This is a genomic window from Acinetobacter sp. UBA2063 (genome assembly GCF_002333245.1).
Classification (GTDB): domain Bacteria; phylum Pseudomonadota; class Gammaproteobacteria; order Pseudomonadales; family Moraxellaceae; genus Acinetobacter; species Acinetobacter parvus.
In genome coordinates, this window is record NZ_DDAH01000004.1 from 1 (window position 1) to 1,182 (window position 1,182).

The 1,182-nt window shown below is 44.0% G+C and carries 1 protein-coding gene and 1 pseudogene; both read right to left on the reverse strand.

Annotation, left to right across the window (positions count from 1 at the left end; genetic code table 11):
- Positions 1–159: pseudogene (locus tag B4H32_RS00120) on the reverse strand (phosphate ABC transporter, permease protein PstA); the annotation flags it as partial.
- Positions 156–1,182 (reverse strand): phosphate ABC transporter permease subunit PstC (gene pstC, locus B4H32_RS00125; protein WP_286798986.1); only part of this gene is annotated, 1,027 nt, incomplete at its 5' end. The pseudogene B4H32_RS00120 and the gene pstC, both read right to left, overlap by 4 nt.

Sequence of the window (1,182 nt, forward strand, 5' to 3'; positions counted from 1 at the left end):
AACAACTGCGGAAAAACCTGCAAAACGAAATGTTTTTTCACGGCGATGACGCTTTGCTAAAGAGCTTTGAATTTTTCTTTTGCGCTGTTCACGTTGTTCAGCAGCCACTTGTGGATCTAAGCTATTCGGATCCAGAGAAGATGTATTTGATGAACTCATTCGTATTGCTCACGATATTTGCGCACGATGTACAGTGCAATAATGTTTAAACCCAACGTGATGACAAACAACGTCAGACCAAGGGCAAATGCCACCAGTGCTTGTGGGCTGGCAAAATCAGTATCACCAGTAAGCTGGTTCACAATCGTCACTGTAACGGTAGAAACTGCTTCTAATGGATTAACGTGTAGTAATGGGCTATTTCCGGCAGCAAGTACCACGATCATCGTCTCGCCAATCGCACGGGATGCAGCCAATAAAAATGCACCAACAATCCCCGGTAATGCGGCAGGTAAAACCACCTGACGAATCGTTTCCGATTTAGTTGCCCCTAAGCCCAGTGAACCATCACGTAAGGCACGAGGAACTTGCGTAATAATGTCGTCGGATAAAGATGAGACAAATGGGATGATCATAATTCCCATGACAAAACCAGCAGTTAATGCACTTGTTGCGTTGATGTTCACACCGATGCTTTCACCGACCATCTTAAAGAATGGGCCAATCACCATGAGTGCAAACACACCGTAAACAATCGTCGGAATACCCGCTAGAACTTCAATTGTTGGTTTAGCCCAAGAACGTAAGCGAGAGGAAGCGTATTCCGCTAAATAAATCGCAATCATCAAGCCCACAGGTACAGCAACGAGTAGTGCTATACCACTCACCATCAAAGTCCCCCAAATTAATGGGAGAATACCGTAGCTACCTTCGGCATTACCTGTGGTACTAAAGCCAGGGTTCCACTCTGTTCCGAAGAAGAAATCAACAGGACTTACAAATTTGAAAAAGTGTAATGCTTCACTAAGCATTGAAAGAACGATACCAACAGTTGTAAGAATCGCTACCCCAGAACAAAGGATCAAAGCAACATTGATAGCTTTTTCAACTTGGTTACGGGCACGATATTGTTGACTTACATGACGTTTAGCCCAAACAAGACCCGCCAATGCAGCACTAATCACTACTGCAAATTTTGCAAATGAACCAATCGTTTGGAATTTTGCTAACTGCTGTGCAGCA